This window comes from Streptomyces sp. 8N616, from assembly GCF_052246385.1.
Lineage (GTDB): Bacteria > Actinomycetota > Actinomycetes > Streptomycetales > Streptomycetaceae > Streptomyces.
On record NZ_JBQQBY010000013.1, the window covers coordinates 157,303 to 172,956 of the forward strand.

Annotated in this window: 17 protein-coding genes; 8 read left to right on the forward strand and 9 right to left on the reverse strand. The window is 68.2% G+C overall.

Features of this window, described 5'->3' with window-relative positions; all coding sequences use genetic code 11:
• Positions 1–146: 146 nt before the first annotated feature.
• Together ACTWQC_RS14395 and ACTWQC_RS14400 are read right to left on the reverse strand one after the other, a co-directional pair.
• A complete protein-coding gene (locus ACTWQC_RS14395; protein WP_443316045.1) occupies positions 147–3,128 on the reverse strand; it encodes a SpoIIE family protein phosphatase in 2,982 nt (993 codons plus the stop codon).
• Between the two features lie 164 nt (positions 3,129–3,292).
• Positions 3,293–3,496, reverse strand: a complete 204-nt coding sequence (locus tag ACTWQC_RS14400) for a hypothetical protein (RefSeq protein WP_443316079.1) — start codon at positions 3,494–3,496, stop codon at positions 3,293–3,295.
• Here ACTWQC_RS14400 and ACTWQC_RS14405 point away from each other — a divergent pair.
• From ACTWQC_RS14405 to ACTWQC_RS14420, 4 genes are all read left to right on the forward strand, one after another.
• Positions 3,452–3,640 (forward strand): hypothetical protein, encoded by a 189-nt coding sequence (locus ACTWQC_RS14405; RefSeq protein WP_443316076.1) that lies wholly within the window; start codon positions 3,452–3,454, stop codon positions 3,638–3,640. The two genes, ACTWQC_RS14400 and ACTWQC_RS14405, sit on opposite strands and share 45 nt — an antisense overlap.
• 629 nt (positions 3,641–4,269) lie before the next feature.
• On the forward strand, positions 4,270–4,932 hold the full coding sequence (locus ACTWQC_RS14410) for an integrase core domain-containing protein (RefSeq protein ID WP_443316046.1): 663 nt from the start codon (positions 4,270–4,272) through the stop codon (positions 4,930–4,932).
• 220 nt (positions 4,933–5,152) lie between these two features.
• Positions 5,153–5,506 (forward strand): hypothetical protein, encoded by a 354-nt coding sequence (locus ACTWQC_RS14415; protein ID WP_443316047.1) that lies wholly within the window; start codon positions 5,153–5,155, stop codon positions 5,504–5,506.
• Positions 5,507–5,545: 39 nt separating this feature from the next.
• A complete protein-coding gene (locus ACTWQC_RS14420) occupies positions 5,546–6,109 on the forward strand; it encodes a site-specific integrase (protein WP_443316077.1) in 564 nt (187 codons plus the stop codon).
• 229 nt (positions 6,110–6,338) lie between these two features.
• Here ACTWQC_RS14420 and ACTWQC_RS14425 read toward each other — a convergent pair whose 3' ends face one another.
• Complete coding sequence (locus ACTWQC_RS14425) at positions 6,339–7,604, reverse strand: serine/threonine-protein kinase (protein ID WP_443316048.1); 1,266 nt, start codon at positions 7,602–7,604, stop codon at positions 6,339–6,341.
• A 287-nt stretch (positions 7,605–7,891) separates the two neighbouring features.
• Between ACTWQC_RS14425 and ACTWQC_RS14430 the strand changes: the two genes are divergently transcribed.
• Positions 7,892–8,209: a hypothetical protein gene (locus ACTWQC_RS14430; RefSeq protein WP_443316049.1), complete on the forward strand. Its 318-nt coding sequence runs from the start codon at positions 7,892–7,894 to the stop codon at positions 8,207–8,209.
• Positions 8,210–8,531: 322 nt separating this feature from the next.
• Here the strand turns inward: ACTWQC_RS14430 and ACTWQC_RS14435 are convergent, their stop codons facing one another.
• Complete coding sequence (locus ACTWQC_RS14435; protein ID WP_443316050.1) at positions 8,532–8,882, reverse strand: dihydrodipicolinate synthase family protein; 351 nt, start codon at positions 8,880–8,882, stop codon at positions 8,532–8,534.
• Here ACTWQC_RS14435 and ACTWQC_RS14440 point away from each other — a divergent pair.
• Positions 8,881–9,156 (forward strand): hypothetical protein, encoded by a 276-nt coding sequence (locus tag ACTWQC_RS14440; protein ID WP_443316051.1) that lies wholly within the window; start codon positions 8,881–8,883, stop codon positions 9,154–9,156. The genes ACTWQC_RS14435 and ACTWQC_RS14440 overlap by 2 nt on opposite strands.
• Positions 9,157–9,431: 275 nt before the next feature.
• Here the strand turns inward: ACTWQC_RS14440 and ACTWQC_RS14445 are convergent, their stop codons facing one another.
• From ACTWQC_RS14445 to ACTWQC_RS14460, 4 genes are read right to left on the reverse strand one after another with little or no spacing between them, the layout of a single operon-like run.
• On the reverse strand, positions 9,432–10,271 hold the full coding sequence (locus ACTWQC_RS14445) for an ABC transporter ATP-binding protein (protein WP_443316052.1): 840 nt from the start codon (positions 10,269–10,271) through the stop codon (positions 9,432–9,434).
• A 34-nt stretch (positions 10,272–10,305) separates the two neighbouring features.
• Complete coding sequence (locus ACTWQC_RS14450; protein ID WP_443316053.1) at positions 10,306–11,088, reverse strand: ABC transporter permease; 783 nt, start codon at positions 11,086–11,088, stop codon at positions 10,306–10,308.
• A gap of 2 nt (positions 11,089–11,090) precedes the next feature.
• Positions 11,091–11,945 carry an ABC transporter permease gene (locus tag ACTWQC_RS14455; protein ID WP_443316054.1) on the reverse strand — a complete coding sequence of 285 codons (855 nt, stop codon included), beginning with the start codon at positions 11,943–11,945 and terminating at the stop codon, positions 11,091–11,093.
• Complete coding sequence (locus tag ACTWQC_RS14460) at positions 11,942–12,913, reverse strand: ABC transporter substrate-binding protein (RefSeq protein ID WP_443316055.1); 972 nt, start codon at positions 12,911–12,913, stop codon at positions 11,942–11,944. Before ACTWQC_RS14460 ends, ACTWQC_RS14455 begins: the two co-directional genes overlap by 4 nt.
• A gap of 635 nt (positions 12,914–13,548) precedes the next feature.
• Here ACTWQC_RS14460 and ACTWQC_RS14465 point away from each other — a divergent pair.
• Both ACTWQC_RS14465 and ACTWQC_RS14470 read left to right on the forward strand, forming a co-directional pair.
• A complete protein-coding gene (locus ACTWQC_RS14465) occupies positions 13,549–14,169 on the forward strand; it encodes a HAMP domain-containing protein (RefSeq protein ID WP_443316056.1) in 621 nt (206 codons plus the stop codon).
• A 221-nt stretch (positions 14,170–14,390) separates the two neighbouring features.
• On the forward strand, positions 14,391–14,819 hold the full coding sequence (locus tag ACTWQC_RS14470) for an ATP-binding protein (RefSeq protein ID WP_443316057.1): 429 nt from the start codon (positions 14,391–14,393) through the stop codon (positions 14,817–14,819).
• Between the two features lie 92 nt (positions 14,820–14,911).
• Here the strand turns inward: ACTWQC_RS14470 and ACTWQC_RS14475 are convergent, their stop codons facing one another.
• Entirely contained in the window at positions 14,912–15,418 is a 507-nt protein-coding gene (locus tag ACTWQC_RS14475) for a DoxX family membrane protein (protein ID WP_443316058.1), read from the reverse strand.
• Positions 15,419–15,654 lie beyond the last annotated feature (236 nt).

Consider the following 15,654-nt stretch of genomic DNA (forward strand, 5'->3'; position numbering starts at 1 on the left):
GTTCGAGGACGCGCGGCCAACCGCCATACGGAAGGGGCCTGTTCGGGAGTTCTGCTGGACGATCCGGCCGTGGCGAAGCGTGCGCAAGCCACCTGCGATCTGCTCAGGGCCGCAGCTCTGTCCCCGGAGCCGGCCCCCAGGCGAACCTAGACGGAGCCGTCCGAGCCGTCCGGAGGCAGCGGCTGTTCGGTCCAGATGACTTTGCCGTCGGCCGTGTAGCGCGTACCCCACCGCTCCGAGAGCTGGGCCACGAGGAAGAGGCCGCGTCCGCCCTCGTCCGTCGTGCGGGCCCGGCGCAGGCGCGGGGATGTGCTGCTGCCGTCCGTCACCTCGCAGATCAGCATGTGATCGCGGATCAGGCGCAGGCTGATCGGCTCACCGCCGTACCGGATGGCGTTGGTGACCAACTCGCTGATGATCAGCTCGGTGATGGGTGCCTGCTCGGCGAGATCCCACCTCTCCAGGTGTTCGGTGACTGCCGCGCGGACCCGCGGGACCGCGGCCGGGTCGGCCGGCACGTCCCAGTGCACCGTCCGTTCGGCGCCGAGGGCATGGGTACGGGCCACGAGCAGGGCCACGTCATCGCTGGGGTGGGCGGGAGCGGGGAGCAGGGCGTCCAGGACGGCCGCGCAGGTCTCCTCCGGCGAACGGGCGGCCGGCCCGGTGGCGCCGAGCGTACGGCCCAGCAGGTGGAGCTCCGTATCGACGTCCTGGCCGTGCTGCTCGATGAGCCCGTCGGTGTAAAGGACGATCTGGCTGCCCTCGGGAGCGTCGACCTCGTAGGGCTCGAAGGGCAGTCCGCCGAGGCCGAGCGGCGGGCCGGCGGGCTGGTCGACGAAGTCGACGGTGCCGTCGGGCAACACCAGAGCGGGCGGCGGGTGACCGGCCCGGGCGAACGTGCAGCGTTGGGACACCGGGTCGTACACCGCGTACAGGCAGGTGGCACCGATGATCCCGCCGTTCCCCTCGCTGTCCGCGTCAAGGCGGGCGACCAGGTCGTCAAGGTGCGCGAGGAGGTCCTCGGGCGGCAGGTCGAGGGCCGAGAAATTGTGCACAGCGGTGCGCAGCCGGCCCATGGTGACGGCGGCGTGCAGGCCGCGGCCGACGACGTCACCGACGACGAGAGCCACTCGGGTGCCGGACAGCGGGATGATGTCGAACCAGTCGCCGCCCACCCCGGCCTGCGCGGGCACGTAGTGGTGCGCGACCTCGACGGCGGTCTGGGCGGGCAGGCCGCGCGGGAGGAGGCTGCGCTGCAGCGCCAGCGCCATGGTGTGCTCTCGAGTGAAGCGGCGGGCGTTGTCGATGCAGACCGCGGCCCGGCCGACCAGCTCGTCGGCCAGCCACAGGTCGTCGTCCTCGAAGGCGCCGAAGCGCTCGGCACGGTAGAAGCTCACCACGCCGAGGATGACCCCGCGGGCCCGCATCGGCACGGTGATCAGGGAATGGACTCCGGACTCGAGGACCTTACGGCTGCGCTGCGGGTCGTTGGCCACCCAGTCGACGGCCCGGCTCAGCTCCGGCTCCAGCACGGGACGCCCGGTCTCCAGGCAGCGCGCCTGCGGTGAGGCCGGGAGCCAGCCGACCTTCTCGCCCGCACCGTGGAGATGCGAGCCCTCGCGTACTGCCCCGAGCGCCGCCCGTCGCAGGCCCTCGCCGATATCGGTGGGTTCCTCGCCGCGCAGGACTGAGTCGGGCAGGTCGACGGCGACGAAGTCGGCGAACCGCGGCACCACCGTCTCGACGAGCTCCTCCGCCGTACGGGTCACGTCGAGGGTCCGGCCGATGCCCACGCTGGCGTCGTACAGAAGTTCCAGCCGCTTCCGGGCCAGCAGGGCGAGCTGTCCGACTCCCGGCTCGCCCAGGAGCAACAGGCCCACGTGAGTCTGGGGGACCTGGCCCGCCGGAGCTGTCGGTGCGGCGGCCGCGGCTTCCGCCGTGGGGACAGCCTGGCCTTGATCCGCCGCGGGGCCCTGGCCAGGCGCCTGCTCGGGCTCCGGCGCCGGTGGCCGCGCCGTGCCCAGAACCTGTGCCTCGGTCTGATGCTTCTTGATCTGCGCCGTCGGACCGGCTGCGGTCGCTTCTGTTCCGGCGGGATGCCAGGGGGCCGTGACCGTCGCCGACGGCGTCGTCGCCTCGGTCACCAGCGTGCTCGCGGCGTAAAGCTCGGGTCCTGAGGGCACTGGTATACGGCACTGAGGGCCAGAGGGGATGGCGGCTTCCACGACGATCCCGGCCTCGCCGGAGGGCGCCCTCACCTCGCGGCACAGCAGCACCGCGGTCCGGCCGCCGGACAGAGTCACCTCGGTGGCCAACCGGTGCGGGGAGGCGATCAGCTCCTGTGCCTTCTCCCGGAGGATGGCCTGGTCGACGCGGTCGATCAAGCCCGCGGCCGGTGCCCGTCCGGGCAGGGGCTCCCCGAGCGGCCCCGCGGGCCCTCCGGCGGCCCGCCGGGTGCGGAAGAACGCGGCGAGCAGTTCACGCTCGCGCTGCGAGGACTGTTCGAGCAGCCGCTGTTCGATCTCGCCGGCGGCCTGTCGTGCGAGGGGCAGCATCATCGGATCCGACTGCCGTCGGAAGCACGTGAGATTCACTACCCCTTCGACGCGGCCGCTGAGCGGATGACGGATGGGTGCGGCGCCGCAGGCGAGCGGCAGCATGCAGTCCCCGAAGTGCTCACGGCCCTGGACGTAGACGGGGCGACGTTCGGCCAGCGCGGTACCAGCGGCATTGGTGCCCGCGCTGGACTCGGGGAAGCCGAAGCCCTGGACGATCTGCGCCGCGTCCAGATACCTGTTCAGCTTCGCGTCGCCGGCCTGGCGCGACAGCACGTGCACCTGTGCGTCCGTGACGATCACACTCACCGGCGGTTCGTCCAGCGCGGCCGCCAGCCGGTCGAGGACCGGGGTGGCAGCCCTCAACAGCCGCCCGTCCAGGTCCAAGTCCTGCTCGTAGGTGAGGAAAAGCTGGTCGGGGACGAGCCCCAGCGACTTGCACCGCTGCCAGGAGGTCAGGATCGGGGTCCTGACGGTTCCTCCCACGTCTTCGATCCGCTCACCTGCCAGGAACCGCTCGTAGGCGTCGACGAGGCCGCCGCTCTCATCCCAGCCGACCGTCAACCGGATCACTCCCTACCCGCACAGGCGTACGGTACGAGTTCCAGTATGCGGGATTACCGGACATCAGCTGATTCTTCTCAACGTTGCCGCATTCGCTCGATCCGCCCTGCTTCCACGCCGCTCCCCCGCCCGCTCGTCGGAAAACAACAGCTACTCACCCGGGACAACGCTGGCTACTTCACCGAGGGCTTCGACGCGGTCTTCTCCGCCACCGGCGTCCGGGTAGTGCCCATCCTGCCGGGTGCGCCCCGGATGAATGCGGTTGCTGAGCGCTGGTGGGAACCTGCGGGCGCGAGGCCACCGACCGCGTTCTGATCATCGGAGAGCGGCACCTGCGCCTCGTCGTCGATGAGTACGCCGACCACTACAACAAACATCAGCCTCACCAATCACATGGACAACGGTGCCCCGACGGTGCCGGCGTTGCCCGAACCGCCCGCCGTCGATGCCCCAGCGCGTGTCATCCGGGGCGACCGCCTTGGCGGCCTCGTCCACGAATACGAGCAGGTCGCATAGGGTGACGGAGGGTGTCGGCATGCGCAAGGAGTTCGGCGCAGGCCGGTGAGCGCGGCGTCGTCTTCAGGATCCGTGCCGCCATCCCACTCTCACCGACTCGTACAACGATTCGACGCCTACGCGTGTCACACCGATCAGCATCAGTCTGTCCATCAGGACCAGCACCAACGGTGTACGACATCAACACCACGCGCAGGCATAGCCGGCGCCGGCTGCGCCGCCTTCCTCGCCATCTCCCTGGCCGCGTGCGGCACCGAGACCGTCAGCGCCGGTATTAAGGTCGAGCGCGCCATCGACAAGCTCGGCGAGCAGAAAGCCATCACGATGACCTTGGCTTCGACGGCGCTGAGCAGCAGATCTGGTCCGCGAAGAAGGACGAGAAGGACTTCACCCGCGAGACCGCGAAGCTGCTCGCCGACTTGGACGTCTCCCTGTCCATAGCGCGAAGAAGCCGCTGAAGGACGCGAAGAAGAAGGACGGCGCGTTCGCCGCCCGCCTGGCGTTCGGCAGCCGATGGCGGTCAGGCCGTCGCGAGACGCGGTGGCCTCAACCGCCCCGGCGGAAGACAACCCCAGCACCCGAACGGCAAACCGACACGATGTGGCGACGCTTTCTCCGTACGCAGGCCTCGACCATGCTTGCGGTTGATTTCTTCCACGTGGACTGCGCGGCGACCCTGCGGCGGCTGTACGTGTTCTTCGCGATGGAGGTCGGCGGCCGCTACGTGCACATCCCCGGAACGACCTCCCGTCCGGACGGCCCCTGGACCACGCAGCAGGTCCGCAAGCTCTTGGTGGAACTCGGCAACCAAGCATCCGAGTTCACGTTCCTGGTGCGGGACCGGGCTGGCCGGTTCACCGCCTTCTTCGATGCGGTCCTGGCCGGAGTGGACATCACCGTCGTGAAGATCCCTCCGCGATGTCCGCAAGCGAATGCGTATGCGGAGAGGTTCGTGCGCACGGTTCGGTCCGAGGCCACCGACCGGATGCTGATCTTCGGTCAGCAACATTTACCGGCGGTGCTGGACGCGTACGCCCACCATTACAACGGACGGCAGCCACACCGCGGACAACAACCGCGCCCGCCACGACCCGACCATCCCATCGCCGACTCCCAACAGCGGTCACACGCCAATCGATTCTCGGCGGCTTATCAACGAGTACGAGCGAGCGGCGTAGAGACGCGGGTCAGCGCAGGGGGCCCTGTTCTGGAACCCCACAAGCAGATTGCGCGTTGTCATCCTGTGCCGTTCGGAAGCCCGTCGCCGCCGGTCAAGCTGCGCATCTGTACTCGCTGATCAGGCCGCCCAGGATACGAGTCTGAAATAGCCGCCGCGTGACGCCCAGGTCGGTCGCCCGCGCGGTCTGGTCGTTGGCATGGGGTGCGCCTGCCGAAAACTCATCCGCGCTGGTGGGAGGCAGTGCGCCTCGGCCTCCGGGCGCCGACCGCGTCCACCCGGAGTGTCAAGGTCAGCACCCTGGGCCGCCCTGTGGATCAAGGCGGCATGATGATCGACCGTGCTGCTGAAACCGGCCTACTTCTGCGTCACGAATGCCCTCGCGGCGCTGCGATCGCTCCCGATGAGCGACCGCGAGAAGGATACCGAGATACTCGTCTTGCGCCACCAGACCACGGTGCTGGAACGCCAACTCGGCAAGAACAGAGTCCCGTTCACTCCCAGCGACCGGGCGTTCCTGGCAGCTCTCCTCCATCGGCTGCCGCTCGATGCTCTCCGCAGCATGCGGCTACTGGTGCGCCCCGAGACGGTGCTGCGCCGGCACCGCGACCTGGTCGCACGCCGCCACGCTTCGGCCTCCCACCCCAGGCCGGGCGGCAGCGTTCCTGCGGCACAACCACGACCACCACGGTGATCAGCTGGCCGACCTGTTCGAGCTGCTGCTGGGCACCGGCTGCGTGGTGAGGCTCTCGGCCTGCACTGGACGGATGTGCACCTGGCGGAGGGGACGCTGCTGGTGCGCTGGAGCCTCACCGCGGTGAACAACAACCAGCTCTACCTCGGCCACCCGAAGACCAAGGCCAGCCAGAACTGGGGGAGCCTGTCCCCGCGCGTGGTCGCCGCCCTGCAACGCCAGGCCGCCCTCGCCCGGGTCGGCCAGCCCGCGGGCGTGCCCCTGGAGAGGCTGGTGTTCTGTCGCCCGGACGGCGCTCCGCTGCGCCCGCAGGGCGTCCTGGTCGAGCTGCGCCGACGCGCCGCGGAGATCAGTCTGCCGAGGATCGGGGTGCACGACCTGCGGCACACCGCCGCCACCATCATGATCAGCTCGCGGGTGCCGCTGGCGGTGTTCTCCAAGACACTGCGGCACTCGACGCTGTCCACCACGGTCAACCTCTACGGCCACCTGCTCCCCCACGCTGCCCGCGACGCGGTCACCGCCATCGGCAGGGCCCTGGAACGCGCCGACCGCAAGCGGAGCATCGAGAGTGACGGAGCATCAGGAATGAGGGTGGCCTGAAGATCCGCGCTCGCCTCGTGTCGGCCTCGACCTTCCGATGCTCCGGCGGCCCTGGCCAGGGGGGCGTCCCGGCATCGCGTCCGTGGTCGCCGAGTGTCATCACGTCGCCATCACATGTCACACGAACGCAATCAGCGGGTCTGCCGTTCTCGGCAAACCCGCTGGTCACACCGTCGGGACGACAGGATTTGAACCTGCGACCCTTGACCCCCACATGGCGCTGGGGGGTCTACTGTCCGTCTTCGCCAAGCGAGGTGAGCCAGTCCAAGAAGCCGCCCTCGTCCGCCTCCGGTTTGCCTTCGTCCTTCGGGACCTCACCGCTGTCGTTCTGTCCGCTGTCCTCGCTCCCGGTTTCGTTCCCCGGCTCGGAGCTGTCGCTGTCTCCACCGAACCAGTCCTTGATCTGTTCGTCCAAGGGTTTGTCCTCGCCCTTGGGAACGTCCGGGACGTCGACAGAGGGCTTCTCGCTGGGAAGATCGGGGAGTCCGGGCTCCTGCGGGGCGCTGCTCGTGGGGGTCTGTGTCGGCTCGGATTCCGACTTCTCCTCGCCGTCAGCGAGGGCTGTCCATACGAGGACCGCGAGAATCGCCGCCGCTCCGCCGAGTGCCCAGTTGCGCAGCGTCTTTGATTCCCGCTGCGGCGGGCGTTGGAAGGCAGGCCCGGCTTCAGGACGTTGGGGAACCTCATCGGGGTGAAGCATCGCCGCGCACTGCGCGGCCGTGGGTCGGGCGGCCGGGTCGGAGACGGTCATCGCGGTCAGCACTCGGCGTAGCCGCGCAGGCAGCTCCGCCGGTATGTAAGGCGGCCGCGACAACCGGGCCGTCGCCGCTTCATGCCTGTCGCCGGGGTACTCCACCCGCCCGGTCACGCACTGCAGCAACACGAGACCGAGCGCATAGATATCGGCCGCAGGTCCGGCGTTCGACCCTTGGACCTGTTCCGGCGCCATATAGGCGGCCGTGCCCGGCACGCCACCTTCAGCGATGTGCCGGGGCCCGCTCCACAACTCGGAGATCCCGAAGTCGGCAAGGCGGGCATTGTCGTTGTGGTCCAACAGGATGTTGGCGGGCTTGATGTCGCGGTGCACGACGCCGCGCTGGTGTACGTAAGCCAACACCTCGGCGAGCTGGCCGCCGACGGCGGCTACCTTGTCCAGACCCAGCGGCCCGCCCAGGAGCAGTTCACTGAGCGACCTCCCGCTGACCAGCTCCATGACCAGGAACGGCTGGTACGCCTCGACGCCGAAGTCGTACACGGTCACCAGACCCGGATGGTTCAGCCCGGCCAGCAGGCGCGCCTCCTCATGGAACCGGCGCTCATCTGTTCCACCCGCGTTGGGCTGGAACACCTTGATCGCGACGGATCTGCCCAGCTGCGTGTCGAAGGCGCTGTAGACGTCGGCCACGCCACCGCTGCCGAGGTGGGTCTCCAACCTGTACCGGCCGCCGGCCAACGCCGCTCCATGAAACCGGCGGGTGCCGTGGGCGTGCTGCACGTGTCCTCCCGATGTTGTTGCTCCTGGCCTCTGGTGACGGCCCGCCAACCGTCACCCGTGATTGACGGCTCGGCCACGAACGAAAGCCGGGACGACACGAACGAAAGCCGGGGCGACAGACTTGCCGTGACCGGCGACCCTATCGACGTTGTCAAGAGGCATAGCATCCCGCGAGTACACATTCCAAAGTTCGGTACATAGGTGCTTTTAGCAACGCGTAAGTAGAAGGATTCGGCGGTGTAACCGGAGTTGCGTGCGGCGTCGCACAGGGCCCTAAGATGCCCCACATGGAATCGATCCACAGTGAAGGCACGCGCGCCCGCAGTAGCCAGGGCTCCCACACGGCAGGCACGGCCATCAGCGTCATTACCGGACTGATCGCGTCCGTGCTCGCGCTGCATATCTTTTTCGTGATTTTCGAGGCGAACCAGGGCAATGATTTCGTCCTGTTCATCACCGATTTGGCGGGAAGCCTGGCGTTGGGCATGGACCCTCTGTTCACGCCGGAAAGCGCCAAGACGGGCGTCTTCCTCAACTACGGTTTCGCCGCAGTCCTCTACATGGGTATCGGCCAGCTCGTCTCGCGGCTTCTCCGTCGGTACTGAAGGGCCGTCGCCGAGCTTGTCGTTCAACCTCAGCCTGTGGTCCGCTGATTGAGCTCACCACAGGCTTTGTCGTCTTCGATTCTCCAGCGGGGATCACCCGCTGATCGGCTCGACGGTTCACCCGTAAATGATTGTCGGCCGTCACGTTGCTGGTCCTTTGCTGGCGTACCAGATGGAAACTTGGTTCTGCCCGTGCGCACAGCACAGATCAACTTCACCGATCCGGCAGCACGAAAGGACGAGCCATTGACGGCGGTTCGGTCACTGGCGGCTCATCCTTGGCGGCGTCAACCGCCCCGGGAGAGCCACCCGGCGAGTTGGCTCAGCAGGCTCTCAGCACGCGTGTCACCGGTCCACTTCCTCTGCTGCGGAGACAGGAGCGTCGGGCCCGGCGACGAGCCGGGAACGGCACCCGGTCACCGACCTCCTCGACTGCCGTGCGCATCGCGGCGATCCGCTCGGCGGCGCTCTGTGCGCTGGGCTCACCGGTGGAGCCGCCCAGCGAGATGCCGTGCGAGCCGGACTCCAGCTGGAAGCGGATCAGAGAGCGCAGGCTTTCGTGGTCGATGGCTCCGTCCGCGGTGAACGGCGTGACGACGGGGGCGATGGACCCGCGGATGGCCGACGGGTCGCTGCGACCCCAGCCCCGCATGTCCCAGGGAGCACTGACCATGGCCGCGAGTAGGTCGCCGGGCTGCACCAGGGCCCCGCCGCAGGCCAGGACCAGCCGCGGGGCCGGTGGACCGCTCCTGCTCCCGGCTGTCGGCGATCAGTTCCTCGGCGACGTCGGGCGGCACGGCGAGGACCCCGTCCGCGTTGCCGACGTGCGTGAGGACGACAACGGCGTGGTGATCCGGGGCGCGCGGATGCTCGCCACCAAGGAGCGATTCATCACCGAGCAGGTCAGCGCGGACCGCCGCGCGGTCCCGCCAGGCCACCGAGGGTGAGTCGTGACGCGGTGGCGTCGACCCGCTGCTCTCCTGACCAGCCGACGCCCCAGCCCCCGTACGGCCACGGCAGGGCCACGGTTCGAATCGCCAGAACCGCCGCGCGGAAACCCGGACCACGCCGCCCTGGGCACGTTCACCCCGCGCGGCGCTCCGGCTCTCAGGTGATGGCGGTCGCGATTCGACCCCGACGTGCGGCTCGCGTTCAACATCCGCCATCGAGCCCCTTCACTGCTCCGTTCGCATCGCGAACTTCCCGCGATGTCAGGCGGACGCTAGGACTTCGCTGATTCCATTGTCACTTCCTGAGGGGCGGTGTGGTCGGGGTACGTGGGCTCCACGGCAGCGGCGTGATGCTTGGCTTGCTGGATCCGCTCGTAGACATGCGCCCGAAGTTCGGCGAAGCGAGGGCTGGACCGGGTGTTCAGCTGGTCGCGTTCGTCCGGGAGATCGATGGCGAGGTCCTCCTGCACCACAGTCGGAGATGCCGACAGGATGATCGTCCGCTGACCGAGGTACACCGCCTCGTCGATGTCATGGGTGACGAACAGTACGGTCACGCCGAGCTCGTGCCACAGGCGCCGGATGAGGTCCTCCAGCTCCGCGCGGGTCTGTGCGTCCACGGCCGCGAACGGCTCGTCCATCAAGAGCACCTGCGGCTCGTAGGCGACGGCGCGGGCGATGGCGACGCGCTGCTGCATGCCCCCGGACAGCTGCCACGGGTACGCCAGACGGGCGTCCGCAAGGCCGACCATCTCGAGTGCGCGGTCGACCATCTCCTCGCGGCGCGGCTTGGGTACTTTCTTCTGGCGCAGTGGCAGAGCCACGTTGTCGTGCACGTTCATCCAGGCGAACAGGCTGCGGCCGTACTCCTGGAAGACCACGGCCATGCCGGGCGGCGGGCCGGTGACCGGTTCACCCTGCAGCTTCACCTGTCCCGAACTCGGCGCAAGCAGCCCTGCCATGCATTTGAGCAGGGTGGTCTTGCCACACCCGGACGGCCCGACGAGGCAGACCAGTTCCCCGGCGCCGATGCTGAAGGTCAAGTCCCGCAGTGCCTCCACACTGCGGTGACGGGCCGTGTATATCTTCTGCAAGCCTTGTACGTCGAGCATCGACGTCTCCTTCCAAAAGCGACCGGACGGGCGGTCATGATGAGCGCTGGGCTCGGCGCAGGCCGTGGTACCAGGCCAGAACGCGGTTCTCCAGCAGCCGGAAGAGCACCGAGAGGCCGAAGCCGAGCAGACCGAGAAGCAAGACCCCGCTCCACATCTCCGGGATCGCAAAGCTTCGCTGGAACTGCACGATGGTGAAGCCGAGGCCATTGCTGGCCGCGAACATCTCGCTGATGACCATCAGGATGATTCCGATGGAAAGCGCCTGGCGCATGCCGGTGACGATCTGCGGGCTCGCCGAACGGAGCACGAGGTGGCGCAGGCGGGCGGTGCCGCTGATGCCGTAGGACCGGCAGGTGTCGCTCAGCACCTCGTCGACCGCTCGGACGCCCTCGACGGTGTTGAGCAGTACCGGCCATACGCACCCACTGACGATGACGAGTACCTTCATCATGTCGCCGATGCCGGCGAAGAGCATGATCACCGGTACGAGCACGGGCGGCGGGATCGCCCGGAAGAGTTCCAGGACCGGCTCCAGTACGGCGCGCACGGCCGGCCGTGTGCCGACGAGGGTGCCGAGGGCGACGCCGACGACGACGGCGAGCGAGTAGCCCTGTGCCAGCCGGATGACGCTGGGCAGCACGTCCGTGCTCAGGCGCTCGCCGGTCCACACCGTCGTGAAGGCGTTCAGGACATCGGGCACCGGTGGAAAGTAGAAGTTGGCGCTGTCGGCTGTGGAGTACCACCAGACCGTGAACAGCATCGCCGGCAGCCCCAGGACGAACAGGACACGTCGAGCCACTGCGAGCACGGTCATCGTCAGCGTCCTTCCTTGCGTACGGACGGGTGCCATGCCAGCGCCCGGCGTTCGACCGACCGGGCCACCAGGTTGATCCCGACTCCAAGAAGGCCGGTGACCAGCACCAGGGCGTAGACCTGAGGCACGGCGCCGGAGGTCTGTGCGACGGCTATCTCGTTGCCCAGGCCCGGGGCGCCGATGATCAGTTCAGCGGTGATGGCGAGCACCAGCGCCACGGCGGCGGCGAGGCGTATCCCCGTCATCACGTACGGCAAGGCGGTGGGCCACAGGATGTACCGGATCCTTCTCCAACGGCTCAGGCAGTAGCTGCGGGCCGTTTCGTCCGCGACGGGGTCGAGGTCCTGGACTCCGGCCAGTACCTGGACGAGGACCTGCCAGAAGGAGGCGTACACCACGAGCAGCAGGGTGGACCTCAGGTCAGTCCCATAGAGGAGGACGGCAACGGGGATCAGGGCGACGGACGGGATCGGCCTCAGGAACTCGATGGTCGAGGCCGTGGCTGCCCGGAGCACCGGGACCGAGCCGATCAGGACCCCGAGCACGACGCCGGCGCAGACAGCGATCGCCAGGCCCAAGGCCCAACCCGTGAGGGTGTCACCCAGAGCGGCCCAGAACGCGGTGTCGTCGAGCATGCGCCCCAACGCGCCGCCAATGGACGTGGTCGGCGGGAGGAACTCACGCGAGACCAGACCGCTGTACGGCAGCACCTCGAGCAGGACAAGGAAGCCGACCAGGCCGGCCAGCCCCGCCAGCGGCGTCCGGGCCCGGTGAAGGCGCCCGCGACCGGGCGCCGCACTCGGGCCGGCGGACCGCCGGCGCGCCCGAGCGAAGGCGGAAGTAGTTGGTGATGTCATGAGAACAGGGCGTCGAGGTCCGGCTTCTTGCTGAAGATGCCATCCTTCTCGCCCAGCTCAGCGAGAGTCGCCAGAGAGTCCCGATTGATCTTCTCTGGCCAGACCGGCAGGGTCAGCGACTTGCCGAGTGACGGGTCGATCTTGGTGTACGTGGCGAGCGCCTTCCGCACCTCACCCGGGTGGCCGGCGGCGTACGTGAGCGACTCGGTCATGGCCGCTTTGAACCGCCTTACGAGGTCGGGGTTCTCCTTGATGAGCTTTTCCGAGGTGAAGTAGGCGGCCACCGTGAGGTCGGGGGCCGTGTCGACGAAGTTCGACGCCACGACACGGGACCCCTTCGAAACCGCGATGGACAGCGCAGGCTCGACCATCCAGGCAGCGTCGACCGTGCCGTCGGCCAGCGCGGCGGGCATCTGGTCGAAGGGCAGCTCGACGAACTTGATGCGCTTCGCATTGCCACCGGCCTTGCGCACCGACTCGCGCACGGTGGTGTCGCCGATGTTCTGCAGCGTATTGACGGCAACCGTGTGGCCGGCCAGATCCCCGGCGGACTTGATCGGGCTGTTCTTCTTGACGGCAACGCCGCTGAAGTCGGCTCCGGACTTGCCCGTCGAGGCGTTACCACTGGCCACTGCCTTGAGCGGGACGCCCTTGCTCCGGGCGATCATGAGTGAGGTGATGTTGCTGAACCCGAACTGGAACTGCCCGCTCACCACGCCGGGCACAATCGCCGCGCCGCCCTGCCCACTCTCGAGAGTCAGGTCGATGCCACGGCGGCTGAAGAAGCCCTTTGTCTTGCCCAAATAGATCGGTGCCACATCGACGATCGGGATGACACCGACCTTGACCTTCGCCACGTCGTCGCCGGGCGACGACGAGTCGCTTCCCGAGGGACCTGTGGCCCCGCAGCCAGCCAGGACGAAGACAACCGCGGTAGCCACGGCAAGCCCGACAAGTGGTCGGCGCATGACGCCTCCTGAGTGTGACGGTCGACACGGTCGACGGAGAGATACACGAGGGTTCATGTAGCGAACTTAAGTCCATCAGATGAACGGACCGTACGACCCCACGGCCGACACGTCAATGGGCATGACTGGAAAAGTGTGCATCACGCGAACTGAAGTTCACACGTTGACGGCTCTGGAGGTTCATCTGTCCGCCCGGCGGACCCGCGACAGCACCCACCGCCCCCTTAGCCGAGCCCGGCACTCCGGCGGCACTCCAGCAGCTCGGTTGTAAGGTCCGCGACCACCGGACGGCGACCGTCATGGCACGCGCGCCGCTGACGACGGGAGGACAGACGGGTACGAGCTTCACCCGTCGTTGTTTCCTGTCCGGCATGACCGCGGTCTCCGCCGCGTCCCTCGTGGGCTACTCGGAGACGACGGAGAGGCCCAAGGCGTGGTCGATCCGTTCATCACCGAGGCGCAGCGCGCCCTGGAGGTCGGACAACTGGGGGACGCCACGAGCGGGCCCACGGAGAACCTGCCGATCGCCGGTTATGCCTCCAGTGCCTCATGGGTCGCACGCAATCCCGCCACAGCTGCAGCATTCACCCGAGCCATGAAGCGGGCGCAGCAGACGTGCGCGCATCACCCTGGCGGTGGCGAGGTCCATCACCAGGCCTTTGCGCAGGCTGCGATGGACGGCGCTCACGGTCGCCGAACGGAAGCTGTCCGCCACGGTTCGGCGCCTGGAAGAGGCCGAGGGCGACCCCGGCGTGATCACCCTTCATCCAGTGCCCACGGCCTCGCCCGATGAGATCGGAGACGTGGCCCCGGCATTCCACGCCGTCCACGTCGAGGCCATCCGGCTCGCCACGGAGCAGGCACGATTGCGCGCAGGCGTCAGCGCGATGTTCGCCAACCTCGGCAGGCGCCACCTGGGCCTGGTCGAACGTCAGCTGCACCTCCTCGACGGCCTGGAGAACGCCGAGCTGGATCCCCCACCAACTCGAGAACCTGGTCCGGCTGGACCACCTGGCCACGCGCATGCGCCGTCACGGCGAAGGCCTGCTCGTCCTTGCCGGTCGCACCGGCACCGGCCCTGGCGCGCCCCGGTTCCTCTGCTCGACGTCGCCCGGGCCGCCCTCGCCGAGGTCGAAGGTCCGGCTTCCAGCGGGGGTTGCAACGGGGCCGCAAGAAAGGCGAGACGAGGGCAGGGCGAGAGACCGTGGCTTACCCCGGCCGTGCGCACCGAACTACGGGGAGCTCTGTGGCGGTGAAGGCGGTCATCGGCAACGCCCGCCCCTGCCCGCGGCGCCCGCCGCGCGGGGCGGCGACCCCACGCCGATGACCTCCTCTTCCACCAGAATCCCCTGGTCGGCGGCATTGACAGCCCGTGGAGGGCGGCGCAGACTGATGGCAGCATTATGAAAAAAAGTTCATTATGCGAACTAGCCACCGCTCCCCGCCGCGTCGGCGACTCACTCCCCATGAGATAACCATGAACACGACACTCTGCCTGGGTCACACGACCTTCGCGTTGCCACCCACCGCGGCCTCAGTGGCCGGAACCCGCCGCGCCGTGCTGGACACCCTCATCGAGTGGGGTCTCCCCGAGGAAGGGGAACTGGCATACACGCTCGGCCTCATCGCATCCGAGCTGATCACCAACGCCGTCACACACGCCGGCACGCTCACTCCGAGCATCTTCGTCATCCTCGAGGTCGATGATGACGGAACACTCGAGCTCGGTATACGCGACAACCACAACACCTGTCCGCAGCCGCAGGCATCGTCTCCTGATGCCACCGGGGGCCGCGGTACGGCCCTAGTCGACGCACTGCTCACCGAACTGGGTGGGCATCTGGCAACGGAACAGCACCCGAGCGGCAAGACCGTCTGGGCCCGCCTGCCGGGCTTGCTGGCCTGAGCGGGTTCACCTCGCTGTGACCGCTCCCGGGAACGGCATGCCGGAACGGGGCCCTGGGTCGGCCCGATGCCGACCCAGGCCCCGCCGTACGGTTACCTGCGCAGGAGCAGGACTATCCCGGCGACCAGCAACCCCAGCACCACCGCTGCGGTGCCGAACACCAGACGGTGCGCGCGCAAGCCCGGCACGAAACGGTCCAGCGCGTAACGTCCCGGGCCGGTGAGAGCAAGAGCCGCAGCGGCGGTGACGAGCAGCAGCTCGTACTCCATACCCTTCGGGATGAAGAAGCCACCGCCCCACTTGACCGCGAGCGCGTTCACCATGGTGCCGACCACGGCCGCGCCCGCCAATGGTGTGAGCAGTCCGGCGACGAGTCCGAGACCGCCGAGCGTCTCACCGAGGCCGGCCACGGCGGCCATCACCTTGCCCGACGGGTAGCCGCTCATGGTGAAGAACTGGCCGGTCCCCGCCAGGCCACCGCCGCCGAACCAGCCGAACAGCTTCTGGCAGCCATGGGCGGCCATGGCCAGCCCGAGGGTCAGGCGGAGCAGCAGCAGGCCCGCGTCATACGCATGCACCGTGGCGGCATACCTGGGCACGGTGGCACCGGTCGTCGGAGGACGTTGTGAGTGTTGCAGCAGAATGGGGCATGACGAGGTGATCTCCAGTCATCGTGGGTCGGCGGATGCGGCGGCTGCCACGTGCGCCTTGGGTCGGCCGGTCTGGATGGACGCTTGCCATGCCCATCCAGAAACTATTGATCACGCTCCGCTGGGCGCGCCCAGCTCGTTCCCGGCCGCCAGCAGCGAACGGCCAGTGGCTCGCGAGCAGTCGG